At 64.7% G+C, this 17687-nt stretch carries 14 protein-coding genes; 7 read left to right on the top strand and 7 right to left on the bottom strand.

Features of this window, described 5'->3' with window-relative positions; translation table 11 throughout:
• Positions 1 to 1425, bottom strand: coding sequence for an aminotransferase-like domain-containing protein (locus LOY51_RS16860; protein WP_258642220.1), 1425 nt, complete (start codon positions 1423 to 1425; stop codon positions 1 to 3).
• 439 nt (positions 1426 to 1864) lie between these two features.
• Between LOY51_RS16860 and LOY51_RS16855 the strand changes: the two genes are divergently transcribed.
• Positions 1865 to 3274: an amino acid permease gene (locus LOY51_RS16855; RefSeq protein ID WP_125464526.1), complete on the top strand. Its 1410-nt coding sequence runs from the start codon at positions 1865 to 1867 to the stop codon at positions 3272 to 3274.
• 55 nt (positions 3275 to 3329) lie between these two features.
• Here LOY51_RS16855 and LOY51_RS16850 read toward each other — a convergent pair whose 3' ends face one another.
• On the bottom strand, positions 3330 to 3779 hold the full coding sequence (locus tag LOY51_RS16850) for a FecR domain-containing protein (protein WP_258642218.1): 450 nt from the start codon (positions 3777 to 3779) through the stop codon (positions 3330 to 3332).
• 106 nt (positions 3780 to 3885) lie between these two features.
• Here LOY51_RS16850 and tam point away from each other — a divergent pair, with 106 nt between their 5' ends.
• Positions 3886 to 4662 carry a trans-aconitate 2-methyltransferase gene (tam, locus tag LOY51_RS16845; protein ID WP_125464524.1) on the top strand — a complete coding sequence of 259 codons (777 nt, stop codon included), beginning with the start codon at positions 3886 to 3888 and terminating at the stop codon, positions 4660 to 4662.
• Here tam and LOY51_RS16840 read toward each other — a convergent pair.
• From LOY51_RS16840 to LOY51_RS16830, 3 genes are all read right to left on the bottom strand, one after another.
• Complete coding sequence (locus LOY51_RS16840; protein WP_258642214.1) at positions 4639 to 5013, bottom strand: DUF2784 domain-containing protein; 375 nt, start codon at positions 5011 to 5013, stop codon at positions 4639 to 4641. The genes tam and LOY51_RS16840 overlap by 24 nt on opposite strands.
• A gap of 1078 nt (positions 5014 to 6091) precedes the next feature.
• Positions 6092 to 7378, bottom strand: a complete 1287-nt coding sequence (locus LOY51_RS16835; protein WP_258642212.1) for a Zn-dependent hydrolase — start codon at positions 7376 to 7378, stop codon at positions 6092 to 6094.
• Between the two features lie 81 nt (positions 7379 to 7459).
• On the bottom strand, positions 7460 to 8950 hold the full coding sequence (locus tag LOY51_RS16830; protein WP_125859102.1) for an NCS1 family nucleobase:cation symporter-1: 1491 nt from the start codon (positions 8948 to 8950) through the stop codon (positions 7460 to 7462).
• Between the two features lie 604 nt (positions 8951 to 9554).
• Between LOY51_RS16830 and hydA the strand changes: the two genes are divergently transcribed.
• The 3 genes from hydA to preA all read left to right on the top strand — a co-directional run bounded on the left by hydA (position 9555) and on the right by preA (position 13839).
• A complete protein-coding gene (gene hydA / locus LOY51_RS16825; protein WP_258642210.1) occupies positions 9555 to 10994 on the top strand; it encodes a dihydropyrimidinase in 1440 nt (479 codons plus the stop codon).
• 202 nt (positions 10995 to 11196) lie between these two features.
• The gene (locus LOY51_RS16820; protein ID WP_258642208.1) at positions 11197 to 12564 is read left to right on the top strand and encodes an NAD(P)-dependent oxidoreductase; all 1368 of its coding nucleotides are present in this window, start codon (positions 11197 to 11199) and stop codon (positions 12562 to 12564) included.
• Positions 12565 to 13839, top strand: a complete 1275-nt coding sequence (gene preA, locus LOY51_RS16815) for an NAD-dependent dihydropyrimidine dehydrogenase subunit PreA (protein WP_110994707.1) — start codon at positions 12565 to 12567, stop codon at positions 13837 to 13839. It begins immediately after the preceding gene.
• Positions 13840 to 14283: 444 nt separating this feature from the next.
• Here preA and LOY51_RS16810 read toward each other — a convergent pair whose 3' ends face one another.
• Positions 14284 to 14868 carry a TetR/AcrR family transcriptional regulator gene (locus tag LOY51_RS16810; protein ID WP_258642205.1) on the bottom strand — a complete coding sequence of 195 codons (585 nt, stop codon included), beginning with the start codon at positions 14866 to 14868 and terminating at the stop codon, positions 14284 to 14286.
• Between the two features lie 109 nt (positions 14869 to 14977).
• Here LOY51_RS16810 and LOY51_RS16805 point away from each other — a divergent pair, with 109 nt between their 5' ends.
• The gene (locus tag LOY51_RS16805) at positions 14978 to 16063 is read left to right on the top strand and encodes a sugar phosphate isomerase/epimerase family protein (RefSeq protein ID WP_258642203.1); all 1086 of its coding nucleotides are present in this window, start codon (positions 14978 to 14980) and stop codon (positions 16061 to 16063) included.
• The gene (locus LOY51_RS16800; protein ID WP_125859097.1) at positions 16060 to 16944 is read left to right on the top strand and encodes an alpha/beta fold hydrolase; all 885 of its coding nucleotides are present in this window, start codon (positions 16060 to 16062) and stop codon (positions 16942 to 16944) included. The genes LOY51_RS16805 and LOY51_RS16800 overlap by 4 nt, the downstream gene beginning before the upstream one ends.
• A gap of 9 nt (positions 16945 to 16953) precedes the next feature.
• On the opposite strand, the gene LOY51_RS16795 is transcribed toward LOY51_RS16800, so the two are convergent.
• Entirely contained in the window at positions 16954 to 17574 is a 621-nt protein-coding gene (locus LOY51_RS16795; RefSeq protein WP_125464514.1) for a TetR/AcrR family transcriptional regulator, read from the bottom strand.
• Positions 17575 to 17687: the final 113 nt, after the last annotated feature.

Genomic DNA, 17687 nt, shown 5'->3' with positions numbered 1-17687 from the left:
TCAAACCCCGCCTCGGCGCACATGCTTCACCAACACCTTCTCCAGCAACTCCCACATCGCCGGGTCGGTGCTGAACGCCACATTGAAGCGCATCCAGCCGGTGGCCTTGGCATCGACCATGAACAGCTGCCCAGGGCCGAGCATGATGCCTTTCTCCAGGGCATCATCCAGCAGCGCCGCGCTGTCCGGAATCGCCGGATGGCGGGTCCAGATGTACATCCCTTCATCCGACTCGATGAACAGCTCGAACCCCAGCCGATGCAGGTGCCGGCCCACCTCCTGGTGGGCCTCGGCCAGGCGCTGGCGCAGGCGCTTGAGGTGCTTGCGCCAGCGGCCGTCGATGATCGCGGCGTACACCACGCGCTCCATCACCTGCGAGGTGGTCAGCCCCGAACGCATCTTCAAGTGCAGCAACTGCTGCATCAGTTCGGGGTTGGCCAGCAGGTAGCCGACCCGCACGTTGGGCGAGATGCTCTTCGAATAGCTACCGACGTACACCACCTGCTGCAGGTGGTCGAGGCTGGCCAGGCAGGGCAGCGGGTCGGTGATCATGTCGGCATACAGGTTGTTTTCCACCAGGCGGAAGCCGTGGCGGCTGGCCAGTTGCAGCAGGCGGTGCAACTGGGCCAGCGGGGTGCGCGAGCAGGTCGGGCTGTGCAGGTGCGGCTGGGTAAAGAAGGCGGTGGGCTGGTGGTGCGCTAACAGCCGCTCCAGATGGTCGAGGTCGTAGCCGGCCGGGGTGCGGGGCACGCCCACCAGCGTTGCGCCCTGGGTGCGCAGGATGCTCATCAGGTTGGGGTAGCCGGGGTCGTCCACCAGCACCACATCGCCAGGGCGCACCAGGGTGCGCACGGCAAGGTCCAGGGCCTGGCTGGCGCCGTGGGTGAGCATCAGTTGCGCCGGGTTGGCGACGATCGACAGTTCCTGCTGCAGGTTCTGCGCGGTCAGGGCGCGCAGCTCCGGCAGGCCCATCGGGTCGCCGTAGCCGGACAGTTCCAGCGGGCTGCCGGCCACCTGGCGCATGCCGCGGCGCAGGCCTTCCTCGTACATCCAGTCATTGGGCAGCCAGCCGCAGCCGGGCTTGAAGGGCAGTTGGCGGGTCTCGAAGATCTGCTGCAGGTACCACTCGGAATTGAACGTCGGGCGGGTGCTGTCCGTCTCGACGTTAGCTTTATCCATCAGCTCGTTCGCCGCACGATTGACGAAGAAGCCCGCATTGCCCTTGCTCACCAACAGGCCCTGGGCCACCAGGCGGTCGTAGGCCTCGACCACGGTGAAGGTACTCACCGAGTAGGTGGCGGCAAAGGCACGGATGGACGGCACCTTCGCCCCCGGCTTGAGCGCCTGGCTGTCGATCAGCGCGCGCAGCCCGTCGATGATCTGATTGACCAGCGGGGTGGAGGAGTCCGGGTGTAGCTGGAGCATTCGGGGTGCCTTCGGGGGTGCGTAACGCCAAGCGCCGGCCGGGAATTCGGGGTGTATTGCATCGGCGGCCTGTACAGTGCAGTACAGATTTCGCACCGCTGTGCATGGCTCAAAGTGTTCGACATTTTTACATTACGTGTCAGAAATCGCCAACACAGCACGAACCAGCGTCATGAATAATCACAAATTCGCTGCTTTACCGTCGGGGTTCGCCTCGCACCTTCTTTCTGCCCGGCCGGCCGCCTTTGGTTCGGACCCAGCATGGTTCAGTTCGTTCAGAGGGCAACCTCTGGCCGCGTAAGCAGGCCGCCACGGATGGCCTGCGTGTGCTCGCGCACACCTCCCTGCCCGCATTTGCACTGATGTACAGGTGAGACCGATAACCATCGGGGTTTCACAGTTTTTCCTTGGATAAAAAGAAGCACGGGGTAAATAACTGATGGACGCAACATCCACATCCACCACCGCGAACGACGGGCACGAGAGCAAGCTCAGTGCCTCGCTCAAGTCGCGCCACCTGACGATGATGTCCATTGCCGGGGTGATCGGCGGCGCACTGTTCGTCGGTTCCGGCAGTGTCATCCACAGCGCCGGCCCGGCAGCCGTCCTGGCCTACCTGGCTGGCGGCATCCTGGTGGTGCTGATCATGCGCATGCTCGGTGAAATGGCGACTTCCTCGCCTGACACCGGCTCGTTCTCCACCTATGCCGACCGCGCCATCGGCCGCTGGGCCGGCTTCACCATCGGCTGGCTGTACTGGTGGTACTGGGTGATCCTGATGGCCTGGGAAGCCTACGTGGCGGGCAAGATCCTGCACGGCTTCTTCCCCGACGTGAGCGTCAACGTGTTCGTGCTGGCCACGACCTTGCTGCTGATCACCGTCAACTTCTTCAACGTCAAGCACTACGGCGAGTTCGAGTTCTGGTTCGCGCTGATCAAGGTGGTGGCGATCGTCTGCTTCCTGGTGGTGTGCACTGCGGCGGTGATGAACGTCTGGCAGTTCGGTGAGGTGCGTGGCATCAGCCACCTGACCGCCGAAGGCTTCATGCCCAACGGCATCACCACGGTGATCGGGGCGTTGCTGGGGGTGATGTTCGCCTTCCTGGGCGCCGAGATCGTCACCATCGCCGCCTCCGAAGCGAAGGATCCGGCCACCCAGATCGTCAAGGCCACCAACTCGGTGGTGTGGCGCGTGTGCCTGTTCTACGTCGGCTCGATCTTCCTGATCGTCTGCCTGGTGCCGTGGAACGATCCGCAGCTTGGCGTCTCCGGCTATGGCGCTTACCGCCGTACCCTGGAGCTGCTGGGTGTGCCGTACGCTGAACTGCTGATGAACTTCGTGGTGCTGACCTCGGTGAGCAGCTGCCTGATCTCCGGCCACTACACCGCTTCGCGCATGTTGTTCTCCCTGGCCCAGCGTGGCGACGCGCCGCGTCTGTTCAAGTTCACCCGCACCGGCACCGGTGTACCGGTGAACGCGATCATCGGTTCGTGCCTGGTGGCGGTGTTCTGCGCACTGATCAACTTCAGCGACACCCTGCGCCCGAAAGACGTGCTGGAAACCCTGATGAACACCACCGGCATGATCGCCTTGCTGGTGTACCTGGTGATCGCCTTCTCGCAGCTGCGCATGCGCCGCAAGCTGATTGCCGAAGGCAAGGAAGTGCGCCTGAAGATGTGGCTGTTCCCTTGGCTGACCTACCTGGTCATCGCCTTCATCATTGCCGCCCTGGTGACCATGGCCTTCATGCCTGACTACCAGATCCTGGTGATCTCCACCGGCATCGCTGCCGCCGTGGTGGTGGCCATGGGCGTGGTGCACCAGATCCGTAGCGCCAAGCGCGCGTAAGCGCCGAGCGTTGCACAAGACGGCCGGGCCCTTTGCGGGGTCCGGCCGTTTTCGTTCAGCGCACTGGGCCTGCCTGGTCGAAGCGCAGCGCCTGGTTGGGGCCAAGGCGCACATGCTGCCCGCCGCTGTCGAGCTCGGCGCTGCCGGCTTGTAGTTCGACGTCGGATTGCCCGCCCTTGCGCACCAGCGCCAATTGCCCGTCCCGGGTGGCCAGGGTGCCGTGTTCGGTGACCAGCAGAAAGGGCCGCGGGTCGTCATCGGCCACCTCGACGTAGAGCCCGCCTTGCAGCAGCGTCAGGCGCCGTTGCTGGGTGTCGTATTCCACGTCCACCGCGCTGTCGGGCTGCAGCACCAGCAGGCTGCCGTCCTCCAGGTGGCGGGTCAGTTGCTGGCTGGCGGTGGTGCGCAGGTCGGCCAGGTCGAAGCCTTGGCTCATCCACGGCGAGCCAAGCAGGGCGGAGGCGGCGACCAGTGCGAGCAAGATCAGGGGCAGGGTGGTTTTCATCGATGTGCGCATGCAGGGACAGACTTGCAGCATAGTCACTCGGTTCCGGCGCTCCACTGGGCGAATGGCTTATGCTGCACACATCCGCCACGCAAGGAGCCACACAATGGCCTGGTCCGCCACCCAGTACTCGCTGTTTGAAACCGAACGCACCCGCGCCGTGCGCGACCTGCTCGCTGCCGTGCCGCCACGCCCGGTGCGCCATGCCACCGACCTGGGCTGCGGCCCGGGCAACTCCACCGAAGTGCTGTTGCAGCGCCACCCCGATGCGCAGGTGACCGCGCTGGACAGTGACCCCGACATGGTCGACAAGGCCAGGCAGCGGCCGCGCCTGAGCATCCCGCGGGTGCGCTGCGAGATCGCCGACATCGGCGGCTGGGCGGCCCCCGAACCCCAGGACCTGATCCTCGCCAACGCCTCGCTGCAGTGGGTGCCCGACCACGCCAGCCTGTACCCGCACCTGGTACGCCAGCTCAGCGAGGGCGGCAGCCTGGCGGTGCAGACCCCGGACAACCTCGACGAACCCGCGCACCGGCAGTTGCGCGACATTGCCAGCCAGGGGCCATGGGCCGACAAGTTCGCCGACTTCAGCTTGCCGCCACGGCACAGCGCGGCGTTTTATTACGACCTGCTCAGCCCGCTGTGCGCGCGGGTGGATGTGTGGCGCACCACCTATCATCACCCGCTGCCCGGTGGCGCCGAGGCGGTGGTGGAGTGGTTCAAGGGCTCGGCGCTACGGCCTTATCTGGCGCGGTTGGACGAAGGGGAGCAGGCGGATTTCCTGCAGCTGTACCTGCAGGCGATGCAGCGCGATTACCCGCCGGCCACTGACGGCAAGGTGCTGCTGCCGTTCCCGCGGTTATTCGTGGTGGCGACGCGTTAGGCGCCAGAGCACGTAGCCGTATACGCCGAGGTTGAGCAGCAACACGACGGCGCCTAGCCAAAGCTGGATCTGTGGGGTGAGCCCGGCGGGGTAGATCAGGGGCCAGATGTAATGTTCGACGAAACCGCCCTGGTAGCCGGCGCTGCCGGCGGCGGTGCGCAAATGGTTTTCCCAGTCGGTCAATGGGCACTGCAGGTGCAGGCCCTCCACGGCCAGGCCCCAGGCGAGGGCGGGGAGGTGGAGGATCAGGGCTTTGCGGCGCCAGAGCACCAGCAGGCCGCCGAGCAGGACCAGGAGGATGAAGGTCAAATGGATCAGGACTAGGGTGTCGGCGGCCAGGCGGTAGAACATGGGGTGGGCTCGGGGGGGAGGGGGCTTAGCATAAATCAGATGTGTGTCTGGGAGGGTGCTGTTTTTAAGATGGGTGCGGTTTAAGTTTCTTAGTTTCTTAGTTTCTTAGTTTCTTAGTTTCTTAGTTTCTTAGTTTCTTGGTTTCTTGGTTTTTGGCTGGATATTCTGTTGTGTTGGTTTTGATAGTTGTATGTGCATTCATTTGTGATGTCGACGCTTAGTCACCTTTCCGCCCTTACGGCGGGTTACTTTTTTTCTTGGAAAAAAGTAACCAAAAACCGCTCGCTCCATTCATACGGCCCTCCGCTGCGCTCCGGGTCCCTTCGCTCCGGCGTCTTCCGGGCCCGCGCGGCCTCCGACTTGCTGCGCAAGTCTACATCTCGCGCCTTCGGCTAACGCCGAAGGGGGCTGCGCACCAGGGCCCTCCAGACGCCTACGCTCAGCCTCCTGAAGTCGCGAAGTTAGGGGCGGCGCCTGGGCTGGCGTTAGCTGTCGCTAGTTGGATTGGGTGGGAACTCAGGATTGCAATCGCTGGCAAGCCAGCTCCCACAGGTTAGTGCGAATTTTCAGACTTGCGCTGTACCTGTGGGAGCCGGCTTGCCGGCGATAGGGCCCGAACAAACAACACATAAACAACAGTCAAACCTAGATAACCGCATTACTGCTCTTGATCTGCTCTTGATCTGCTCTTGATCTGCTCTTGATCTGTTTTTGCTTTTGCCTCTAAGCGCGCAATAGTCCAGGCAACACAAATTGCGACTTCAGGAGGCCGAGTGGAGGTGACTGGAGGGCCCTGGTGCGCAGCACCCTTCGGCGTAAGCCGAAGGCGCGAGATGTAGACTTGCGCAGCAAGTCGTAGGTCGCGCGGGCCCGGAAGGCACCGGAGCGAGGGGACCCCGGAGCGCAGCGCAGGGGCCGTATGATGGGAGCAGGCGGCTTTGCCTACTTTGGCCGCGGCCGGCGAGGTAAGACCAAAGTAGGCCGCCGTAAGGGCGGAAAGGTGACTAAAAGTCGCTATCGCCGCTGAATGAGCATACATCTATCAAAACCAACACTTTGAAAGCCGAACCCGAAACCCTCAAGCCGCCAACCGCCCCCCCGCAATCGCCTCCGAAGCCGCCAGCATCGCCCGCAACAACACCGCACACCCCGCCGCCAAATCCCCAGGCGTAGCATTCTCGATCTCGTTATGGCTGATCCCCCCCTCACACGGCACGAAAATCATCCCCGCCGGTCCCAGCTCCGCCAGGAAAATCGCGTCATGCCCGGCACCACTGACAATATCCATGTGCGCCAACCCCAGCCCCGCCGCCGAATGACGCACGGCATCAACACAGACAGGGTCGAAATACAGGGCCGGGAAGTCGGCAGTCGGCGTCAGCTCATAGCTCAGCCCATGCTTCGCCGTGGTCGCCTCGATCACCCCGCGCACCTCGGCGATCATCGCGTCCAGCTGCTCGCCCTCCAGGTGACGGAAGTCCAGGGTCATGCGCACTTCACCAGGGATCACGTTACGCGACCCCGGGTAGGCCTGCAGGCAGCCGACCGTGCCACAGGCATGGGGCTGGTGGGCGAGGGCGGTGCGGTTGACCGCCTCGACCACCGCGACGGCGCCGACCAGGGCGTCCTTGCGCAGGTGCATCGGCGTCGGGCCGGCATGGGCCTCGACGCCGCGCAAGGTCAGGTCGAACCACTTCTGCCCGAGCGCGCCGAGCACCACGCCGATGGTCTTGGCCTGGTCCTCGAGGATCGGCCCCTGCTCGATATGCGCTTCGAAGTAAGCCCCCACCGGATGCCCGAGCACCGCGCGCGGGCCGGCATAGCCGATGGCGTTCAGCGCCTCGCCAACGCTGACGCCCTGGGCATCGCGCTTGGCCAGGGTCTCTTCCAGGGTGAACTTACCGGCGAACACCCCCGAGCCCATCATGCACGGGGCGAAGCGTGAGCCTTCCTCGTTGGTCCACACCACCACCTCCAGCGGCGCTTCGGTTTCCACGCCCAGGTCGTTGAGGGTGCGGATCACCTCAAGCCCAGCCATCACCCCGAAGCAGCCGTCGAACTTGCCGCCGGTGGGTTGGGTGTCGATATGGCTGCCGGTCATCACCGGTGGCAGTTTGGGGTTGCGCCCCGGGCGGCGGGCGAAGATATTGCCGACCCCGTCGACCGTCACCGTGCAGCCGGCGGCTTCGCACCATTGCACGAACAGGTCGCGGGCCTGGCGGTCGAGGTCGGTCAGCGCCAGGCGGCACACACCGCCTTTCTGGGTGGCGCCGAGACGCGCGAGGTCCATCAGCGATTGCCACAGGCGTGCGCTGTCGATGTGGTGCTTGCTTGATTGCAGGACTTCCTTGGCGAGGGTAGTCATGGGTGCCTCCTCAGGTTCTTTTGTCGGGCGGTTGCGGCCCCATCGCGGGGCAAGCCCGCTCCCACGCAGGGAGCGGTACGTTCAGGGCAACGGCTTGGCCAGCCGCGCCGGCCCGCGCACCGCCACGCCGCCCAGGGCGTAGTAGAGCCCGCCACCCAGCAACGAACCGGTGAACCAGCCGTAGTCGTAGAACCAGCTGAAACTGCTGTTGCCGATGGCCATCACGGTCAGCGCCACCGGCACGCCGAAGGCGGCGAAACCGGCCCAGTTCCACGCCGGGTACACGTCGTCGCGGTACAGTCCGGCCAGGTCCAGCTGCTGGCGCCGCACCAGGAAGTAATCCACCACCATGATCCCGGCGATCGGCCCGAGCAGGCTGGAGTAGCCCAGCAGCCAGTTGGAATACACGCTCTCAAGGCTCAGGTCGGAGACGATCCAGCCGAGCTTCTTGAGCAGCTCGTGGCCCATCAGCGCCAGGCCGATGAAGCCGGTCAGCCAGACCGCGCGGCTGCGCCCGATCAGGCGTGGGGCGATGTTCTGGAAGTCGTTGGTGGGCGAGACGATGTTGGCCGCCGTGTTGGTCGACAGCGTGGCGATGATGATCAGCGCCATGGCCAGCGCCACCCAACCCGGGCTCTGGATATGGCCGATCAGGCTGACCGGGTCGGACACCGTCTGGCCCACCAGCGAGGCCGAGGCCGCGGTCATGATCACCCCCAGGGAGGCGAACAGGAACATGGTCAGCGGCAGGCCGAAAATCTGCCCGAGGATCTGGTCCTTCTGGCTTTTCGCGTAGCGGCTGAAGTCGGGGATGTTCAGCGACAGGGTGGCCCAGAAGCCGACCATGGCGGTGAGCCCGGCGCAAAAATAGCTGACCACGCTGGCACCTTCGGGGCGCTTGGGCGGTTGTGCCAGCAACTCGGTCATGGACATGTGCGGCATCGCCCAGAACAGCAGGCCGATACCCACCGCCACCAGCAGCGGCGCCGACAAGGTCTCCAACCACTTGATCGACTCGGCGCCACGCAACACCACCCACAGGTTCAGCGCCCAGAACAGCATGAAGCCGATCACTTCGCCGGTGCCGCCCAGCGCCTTCCACTCGGGGAACAGCGAGCCGAGGAACAGGTGGATGGCCAGCCCGCCGAACATCGTCTGGATACCGAACCAGCCACAGGCCACCACGGCGCGGATCAGGCAGGGCACGTTGGAGCCGAAGATGCCGAACGACGAGCGCAGCAGCACCGGGAAGGGGATGCCGTACTTGGTGCCGGGGAAGGCGTTGAGGGTGAGCGGGATCAGCACGATCAGGTTGGCCAGCAGGATCGCCAGCAGCGCCTCGCCCACGCTCAGGCCGAAGTAGGCGGTGAGCACGCCGCCGAGGGTGTAGGTGGGCACGCAGATGGACATGCCGACCCACAGCGCGGTGATGTGCCACTTGTTCCAGGTGCGTTGGTGCACTTTGGTGGGGGCGATGTCGTGGTTGTAACGGGGGCTGTCGAGCACGTCGCTGCCGGCGTCGAGTTCGAACAGGCCATGCTGCTCGACCACTTGTGATCTGCTTTGTTGCATGGGGCCTTCTCCAGGGGTTTTTTCTTGTTGTTTGCTCATCGGGCTAATGCGATGGCCGGAGTACACACACCACCAGTACTGCACCTGCGGTCCGGCCATGGCGGTTGTGGCCGGGGTTACAACAACCGTGCCGGGTTGGCCTTGGCCGTTGCCGGTGATCGCTGCTGACCGCAGGTAACTTACTGACTTGCAAAAGCATTCCTGATTGCGCCTGGAACGTGCAAATAACTACAACGCCGATATAGGCCAACACACCGTGATTCAAAGCGGTGCGGCCCGGCGTATCCGCTGCGCTGCCTGCGCCTGCCCAGCCGTTTTTAAACAGCTGAATTTGCGTAGAAAATCTTGACCAAATTCGCATCCTGTCAAGTGCGTCAAAATGGTGAAGGGCTGTTCCGTTTTGGTGATTCGTACAATTAATTCATATAAATCAAGAAGATAAAATTTTGAGTATTTGCATATATTTTTTCTTGATGAATGTCATAACCGCAACTAGCCTCGATTCTTGTCAGGCCTGACAGGATTGACCGAAACCCGCAGGCACTGGCCCATGAAAATTCCAAGAACCGGCCAGCAAGACCGGTCAGCCTGCGAGGAAGACGGCATGTCCCTGTTGATCCGTGGCGCCACCGTGGTTACCCATGAAGAAAGCTACCGCGCCGATGTGTTGTGTGCCGACGGCGTGATCCGCGCCATCGGTGAAAACCTCGAAGCGCCCACCGATTGCCAGGTGCTCGACGGCAGCGGCCAGTACCTGATGCCCGGTGGCATCGACCCGCACACCCATATGCAATTGCCGTTCATGGGCACCGTGGCCAGCGAGGACTTTTTCAGCGGCACCGCCGCGGGCCTGGCCGGCGGCACCACCTCGATCATCGATTTCGTCATCCCCAACCCGCAGCAGTCGCTGCTCGAAGCCTTCCACACCTGGCGTGGCTGGGCGCAGAAGAGTGCCTCCGACTACGGCTTCCACGTCGCCATCACCTGGTGGAGCGAGCAGGTCGCCGAAGAAATGGGTGAGCTGGTGACGCAGCATGGGGTCAACAGCTTCAAGCACTTCATGGCCTACAAGAACGCGATCATGGCCGCCGACGACACCCTGGTGGCCAGCTTCGAGCGCTGCCTGCAACTGGGCGCGGTGCCCACCGTGCATGCCGAAAACGGCGAGCTGGTGTATCACCTGCAGCGCAAGCTGCTGGCACAAGGGCTGACCGGGCCCGAGGCGCACCCGCTGTCGCGCCCCTCGCAGGTTGAAGGGGAGGCCGCCAGCCGCGCCATCCGCATTGCCGAAACCCTCGGCACGCCGCTGTACCTGGTGCACGTGTCCAGCCGCGAGGCGCTCGACGAGATCACCTATGCCCGGGCCAAGGGCCAGCCGGTGTACGGCGAGGTGCTGCCCGGCCACCTGCTGCTGGACGACAGCGTTTACCGCGACCCAGACTGGGCCACCGCCGCCGGCTACGTGATGAGCCCGCCGTTCCGCCCACGCGAGCACCAGGACGCACTGTGGGGGGGCCTGCAGTCGGGCAACCTGCACACCACCGCCACGGACCACTGCTGCTTCTGTGCCGAGCAGAAGGCCATGGGCCGCGACGACTTCAGTCGCATCCCCAATGGCACGGCAGGCATCGAGGACCGTATGGCGGTGCTGTGGGACGCCGGGGTCAACAGCGGGCGCCTGTCGATGCACGAGTTCGTTGCGCTGACCTCTACCAACACCGCGAAGATCTTCAACCTGTTCCCGCGCAAGGGCGCCATCCGCGTCGGCGCCGACGCCGACCTGGTGCTGTGGGACCCACAGGGCACACGTACCATCAGCGCCCAGACCCACCACCAGCGCGTCGACTTCAACATCTTCGAAGGCCGCACCGTGCGCGGCATCCCCAGCCACACCATCAGCCAGGGCAATGTGCTGTGGGCCGACGGCGACCTGCGCGCCGAGCCGGGGGCAGGGCGCTATGTGGAACGCCCGGCGTACCCGTCGGTGTACGAGGTGCTGGAGCGCCGGGCCGAGCGGCAGAAGCCAACGCCGGTTCAGCGCTGAAGTAGTTGGGGCTGCTGCGCAGCCCTATCGCCGGCAAGCCGGCTCCCACAGACGTACCGCAGACCCTGTGGGAGCCGGCTTGCCGGCGATAGGGGCGCAAGGCAACCCCCGCAACCCAGATACCCCTGTTGACTGCCATCCCCAAAACGGAAGCGGTACCTGACCACCGCCGCCTCCAATAAAAACGAGAGAGGCTACAACCGTGATCGACGCCCTGAACCACTTGCCGCGCCCCCGGGCCGGCGCCGACCAGCTGGCCGAGGCCTTCAGCGACCTTGCGCCCCCGCTCACCGCCCGCCAGGCCGCCGTCGAAAGCGCACGCTGCCTGTACTGCTACGACGCGCCATGCGTCAACGCCTGCCCCAGCGAAATCGACATCCCCTCGTTCATCCACCGCATCAGTGACGAGAACCTGCAAGGCGCTGCCGAGCGTATCCTTTCGGCCAACATCCTCGGCGGCAGTTGCGCCCGGGTGTGCCCCACCGAGATCCTCTGCCAGCAGGCCTGTGTGCGCAACAACGCCCAGGAATGTGCGCCGGTGCTGATCGGCCAGTTACAGCGCTACGCCCTGGACAACGCGCACTTCACCGCTCACCCGTTCCAGCGCGCGCCGGCCACCGGCAAGCGCATCGCCGTGGTGGGGGCCGGCCCTGCCGGGCTGTCCTGCGCCCATCGCCTGGCCATGCACGGCCACGACGTGGTGATCTTCGAAGCGCGAGAGAAAGCCGGCGGCCTCAACGAATACGGCATCGCCCGCTACAAGCTGGTGGACGACTACGCCCAGCGCGAAGTGGAGTTCCTGCTGGGCATCGGTGGCATCGAGATCCGCCACGGCCAACGGCTGGGCAGCAACCTGTCGTTGACCGAGCTGCACGGCCAGTTCCATGCCGTGTTCCTCGGCCTGGGGCTGGATGCCGTGCGTCAGCTGGGCCTGGCGGATGAAGAAGCCCCCGGCCTGCTGGCCGCCACCGAATACATCCGCGAACTGCGCCAGGCCGACGACCTCAGCCAACTGCCATTGGCCGACCGCTGCCTGGTGATCGGCGCCGGCAACACCGCCATCGACATGGCGGTGCAGATGAGCCGCCTGGGCGCGCGCGACGTCAACCTGGTGTATCGCCGGGGCGAGGCCGACATGAGCGCCACCGGCCATGAACAGGAGATCGCCAAGCACAATCAGGTGCGCCTGCACACCTGGGCACGGCCGGATGCCGTGTTGCTCGATGACTCAGGCCGGGTGCGCGGCATGCGCTTCGTGCGCACCCAACTGGTCGATGGGCGCCTCGACGACACCGGCGAGACCTTCGAGTTGGCCGCCGACGCAATCTTCAAGGCCATCGGCCAACGCTTCGACGACGCCAGCATCAGCGACCCGCTGGCCGCGCAACTGGCCCGCGATGGCGAGCGCATACGCGTCGATGGACACCTGCAGACCAGCCTGCCGGGCATCTATGCCGGCGGCGACTGCACCGCCCTGGGCCAGGACCTCACCGTCCAGGCCGTGCAGCACGGCAAGCTGGCCGCCGAAGCCATCCATGCCCAACTCATGCTCAATGTGGAGGCTGCGTAAATGGCCGACTTGTCCATCGTGTTCGCCGGCATCAAGGCGCCCAACCCCTTCTGGCTGGCCTCGGCGCCACCCACCGACAAGGCCTACAACGTGGTCCGCGCCTTCGAGGCGGGCTGGGGCGGGGTGGTGTGGAAGACCTTGGGCGAGGACCCGGCAGCGGTCAACGTGTCGTCGCGCTACTCGGCGCACTACGGCGCCAACCGCGTGGTGCAGGGCATCAACAACATCGAGCTGATCACCGACCGTTCGCTGGAGATCAACCTGCGTGAAATCACTCAGGTGAAGAAGGACTGGCCCGACCGGGCGCTGGTGGTGTCGCTGATGGTGCCGTGCGTCGAGGAGTCCTGGAAGTTCATCCTGCCGTTGGTGGAGGCTACCGGTGCCGACGGTATCGAACTCAACTTCGGCTGCCCCCACGGCATGCCCGAACGCGGCATGGGCGCTGCGGTCGGCCAGGTGCCTGAGTACGTGGAGCAGGTCACCCGTTGGTGCAAGATCCATTGCTCGTTGCCGGTGATCGTCAAGCTCACCCCCAACATCACCGACATTCGCCAGGCAGCGCGGGCGGCCCATCGTGGCGGTGCGGACGCGGTGTCGCTGATCAACACCATCAACTCGATCACCAGCGTCGACCTCGACCGCATGGTGGCCCACCCGATCGTTGGCGATCAGAGTACTCACGGTGGCTATTGCGGTTCGGCGGTCAAACCGATCGCCCTGAACATGGTCGCCGAGATCGCCCGCGACCCCGAGACTCGGGGCCTGCCGATATGCGGTATCGGCGGCATCGGCAACTGGCGCGATGCCGCCGAATTCATGGCCCTGGGCAGTGGCGCGGTACAGGTGTGTACGGCGGCGATGCTGCATGGTTTTCGCATCGTCGAGGACATGCAGGACGGCCTGGCGCGCTGGATGGACCAGCATGGCCACCGCAACCTGGACGCTTTCCGTGGTCAGGCGGTGGGGCATACCACCGACTGGAAGTACCTGGACATCAACTACAAGTCGGTGGCGCATATCGACCAGGCCGCCTGCATCGGCTGCGGGCGCTGCCACATCGCCTGCGAAGACACCTCGCACCAGGCCATCGCCAGCACGCTCAAGGCCGACGGCACCCATGCCTACAGCGTGATCGAGGAAGAGTGCGTGGGCTGCAACCTGTGCCAGATCACCTGCCCGGTGGAAAGCTGCATCGACATGCAGGCGCAGGACACCGGCAAGCCGTACATGAACTGGACCCAGGATCCGCGCAATCCCTATCGTGAGGTGGGTTGAACAGGGACTCTCACATGGGTTTCGCCAAGGCTGGCAACCATGGCCTCAGAGGAATAATTGGCCCGAAACAAACTGTGGGAGCGGCGGTTCGCCGCTGCGATTTACCCGCGAAGCGCCGCGCGGGCGGCGCTCGATCTTGAGAGCGCTGCACCTCTATCGCCATGCACCTGGTAGCCCACATGCGATTCCAAGACAGGCCCTTGGGCGTCACACCGCTGGCTCTGGGTGATCAGGATTGGGTAATGGCCACCAAGTGCATGGCGGGATATTGGGTGAAGTCCACCAGGTGACTGCCGGTGTTTTTGCAGCGCCTATGCGACTTGCCCCGCGATGCGCCGCGCGGGCGGCGCTCGATCTTGAGAGCGCTGCACCTCTATCGCCCTGCACCTGTTGGCCCACATACGATCCCAAGGCAGGCGCCGGGTGCCACTGCTCGAAGCAGGCCTATCGCGGCAGCAATGCCAGGGCGCAGTGGCAGGCACTGCGCAGGGCCGCCGCGGGTACGCCATCGCGTGCCTGCACCGAGATGCCATGGAGAAAGGTGGCGTAGAAATGCCCCAGGGCCTGCACATCGGCATCGGCCGGCAACTGGCCCTGCTCGCGGGCACGGCTTAGCCGGGCAATGATCGATTCGCCGCGCTGGCGACGGTGATCCGCCAACCACTGCTGCACCGCGACGTTGTCCGGTGCAACGCCGCTGGCCGCGCTTACCACCAGGCATCCCTTGGGCTCGTCGGCACGGGTATAGGTAGCGACGGCGTCCTCGAGCATCTGCTCCAGCGCCTGGTGGATATCCGGCAGGGCCAGGGCACGGTCGGCAAAACCGCCTTCGGCCGATTCGTACAGTGCCACGGCCTCTTCGAACAGTTGCTGCTTGCTGCCGAAGGCTGCGTAGATCCGCGCCGAGGCGATCCCCAGCTCGGCGACCAGCGCTGCCATCGAAGTGCCTTCGTAACCGTGTTCCCAGAACAGCCGCAGCGCCTTGCGCAGTGCCTGTTGCTTGTCGAATTCCCGAGGTCGTCCTGCCATTGCCTGTCTGCCCGAATGCGCCAAACGGCCATTCTAGCCAATTCGCGATTGACGGGCAGCGTCGATCACGCCTATTGTTTGTCGATCGACAAACAATAGGATGGATTCCATGAAGACGCTCAAAGGCCCAAGCCTGCACCTGGCGCAATTCAGCAGTGACAACCCGCCGTTCGACTCGTTGGACAGCATCGCCGGTTGGGCCGCGCAGTTGGGTTTCAAGGCCCTGCAGGTCCCGGCCTGGGATGCTCGCCTGTTCGATGTGGCCCTGGCCGCGCAGAGCAAGGGGTACTGCGACGAGATCAAGGGGCAGTTGGCAGGGCACGGCCTGCAGATCAGCGAACTGACCACGCATATGTTCGGCCAACTGGTCGCGGTACACCCGGCCTATGACCCCCTGTGCGATGCGTTCGCGCCTGCTTCGCTGGCGGGGCGGCCGGCGGCCCGCACCGACTGGGCCATCGAACGGATGAAGCTGGCAGCGCGCGCCAGCCGCAATCTGGGCCTGGCCGACATGGGTACGTTTTCCGGGGCCTTGGCCTGGCCTTATCTGTTCCCCTTCCCGCAGCGCCCGCAAGGCCTGGTGGAGGCTGCCTTCGAAGAGCTGGCGCGGCGCTGGCGGCCGATTCTCGATGTCTGCGACGAGCAGGGCGTGAACCTGTGCTTCGAGATCCACCCGGCCGAGGACCTGCACGACGGCACCAGCTTCGAGCGCTTCCATGCCCTGGTGGGTGAGCACGAGCGCTGCCGTATCCTGTTCGACCCCAGCCATTTCGTGCTCCAGCAACTCGACTACCTGGCCTATCTGGACCTGTACCACCCGTTGATCCGCATGTTTCACGTCAAGGATGCCGAGTTCAATCCGAGCGGCCGGCAGGGTGTGTATGGCGGCTACAGCGACTGGGCCGAGCGCGCCGGGCGCTTCCGCTCATTGGGCGATGGGCAGGTCGACTTCAAGGCGATCTTTTCCAAGCTGGCGCAGTACGACTTCGATGGCTGGGCCACCCTTGAGTGGGAGTGCTGCCTCAAGGACCAGGAGGTCGGGGCCCGGGAGGGCGTCGAGTTCATCGACCGACACATCATCCAGGTCACCGGGCAGGTCTTCGACGACTTTGCCGGTGCACCGCTCGACCCTGGGCAGATCCAGCGCATGCTGGGGCTTGCGGCGGCTGGCAACGCAGTGGGAGCACGGGCATGAATGCAGTCAGCGCAACCCGGGACGACGCGTTCGCCCATGTCTATGTGCAGGTGGACGGGCTGCGCATCCACTGCGCCGTGGCGGGGGAGGGCGAGCCCGTGCTGCTGGTGCCCGGCTGGCCGCAGACCTGGTATGCCTGGCGCCATGTGCTGCCTGCGCTGGCCGCGCGAGGCTTCAAGGCCATTGCCGTCGACCCGCCCGGCCTGGGTGACTCGGACCGGCCCGAACAGGGCTACGACACAGGCAACGTCGCCCGCCTGTTGCATGCGCTCATGGCGCAGCTGGGGCATGAGCGCTATCACCTGGTCGGTCATGATGTGGGCATGTGGGTGGCCTACGCCTTGGCCAGCGATCAGCCGCAAGCGGTGCGCTCGCTGGCGGTGGCCGAGGCGGTGATACCAGGTTTGGCGGCGGCGCCGCCGATCTTCGTCGATCCGCAGGAGAACATCTTCCTCTGGCACTTCCTGTTCAACCAGGTCCGCGACCTGCCGGAGTTCCTGATTGCCGGGCGTGAGGAGGGTTACTTGAATTTCATGTTCGATCGCTGGGCGATCCAGCGCCATGCCGTGGCATCCGATGTCTATATTCGCGCCTATTCGTCACCCGGCGGGATGCGAGGTGGGTTTGCCTACTACCGGGCGATTCCTGAAACCATCCGGCAGAACCGCGAGCGTGCTGCCCGCCCGTTGCGCATGCCGGTGTTGGCGATCGGTGCCGAGCACGCCACCGGCGATGCGCCGTTGCAGACCCTGCAGGGGCATGCGCAGACGGTGCATGGCGTGATCCTGCCAGGCTGTGGGCATTTCGTGATGGAGGAGGCGCCAGACTTGTTCAACGAACACCTGCTGGCATTCCTGCAGGGCCCGGCGGCCAGTCGCTGAGCGCTGTGCTCAGGGTTCCAGCCCGATACCGCGCAGGATGACGCTGGTCACGGTCTGTACCGCGCTTTCGAAAGCCAGGTCGGACAGCGGTTCGCCGCGGTTGAGCAGCGTCACCTGGTAACCGAAATCCGCATAGTGCTGGGTCGCTGCCCAGATCATGTACAGCAGCGCCGAGGGCTCCACCGGCAGGATCCGTCGATCTTCCACCCAGCCACGGATCTTGGCTTGCTTGAGTTGCGCCCAGGGCACCAAGGTCTCGTCCAGGGTCGGGCCGAGCACCGGCGCGCCGTGCAGGATCTCTTCCGCCCAGAGCTTCGAGCCCAGTGGCCGAGAGCGCGAATGGCCCATCTTGGCGCGGATGTAGCTGGTCAGTACCACGCGTGGGTCGTCGAAACGCTCGAAACACAGCGCGTCCTGCTTCCACACATCCAGCAAGTCCTGCAGTACCGCGCGGTACAGCTCGTCCTTGGTACTGAAGTAGTAGTGCAGGTTGGAGCGCGGCAGCTGCGCCTGCTCGGCGATGTCGCCCATCGAGGTGGCGCCGTAGCCTTTGGCGGCGAACACCTGCTCGGCGGCCTGGAGGATCTTGTCGATGTTGCGCCGACGGATCTCGATCTTGTGGTTGGCCATGGGCTGTCCGTGGTGACCTGAACAGGGCAAGGCTAACAGCTTTGCAGGGCGTGTGGTGAAGGCTTCGCGGCCATCTGCTAACGTGCGCGCATTGCCCCGCCGAGTCCCGCGCC

Origin of the sequence: Pseudomonas sichuanensis, assembly GCF_024749065.1 — a bacterium.
Classification (GTDB): domain Bacteria; phylum Pseudomonadota; class Gammaproteobacteria; order Pseudomonadales; family Pseudomonadaceae; genus Aquipseudomonas; species Aquipseudomonas sichuanensis.
This window is presented reverse-complemented; position numbering and strand designations above follow the sequence as displayed.